This is a genomic window from Pseudomonas sp. 05T35 (assembly GCF_056396605.1).
Genome location: NZ_JBFTLU010000985.1, coordinates 1 through 429 on the forward strand (window position 1 = coordinate 1; position 429 = coordinate 429).

General features: G+C 58.0%; 1 protein-coding gene. It reads left to right on the top strand.

Annotated features, from left to right (window positions below; all coding sequences use genetic code 11):
- Positions 1–160: 160 nt before the first annotated feature.
- Positions 161–429 (top strand): hypothetical protein (locus tag AC1DH9_RS31045; RefSeq protein WP_477809575.1); only part of this gene is annotated, 269 nt, incomplete at its 3' end.

A 429-nucleotide genomic window follows, 5' to 3' on the forward strand; every position in this document is an offset into this window, starting at 1 on the left:
GGCTTACAACGGTTAAACAACAGTGCGTTCACGCCCATTGGCGGGAGTCATTCCGCACTCTGAAATATGCGGTTGCAAGCCAGCCATCCGCCTCATAACATCGCCCCCTCAACGGGTACAGCGGAGCTGTTCAACAAAAACCCGCATTCAAGGAACCAGAATGAGCCATCGCATCCACTGCAGCATCCAAGCACCTCCCCGATCGGGCCTGAATCGGGATCAACTGTGGGAAGCCGAAGACAAAGGCCTGATCAAATGCTGGGAAATCGGCCGCGAACGTGCCGCCAAATTCCCCGATCTTGCAAAACGCTGCCTGGCCGGCGAACTCCCGGTACTCGGCTGGAAAGGTGGCGTCAGCCGCAGCCTGAAGAAGCGCGACAAGTTCGGCTCCCTCAAATACCTCGCCCAATGGCAAGGCCTGCGCGGTGA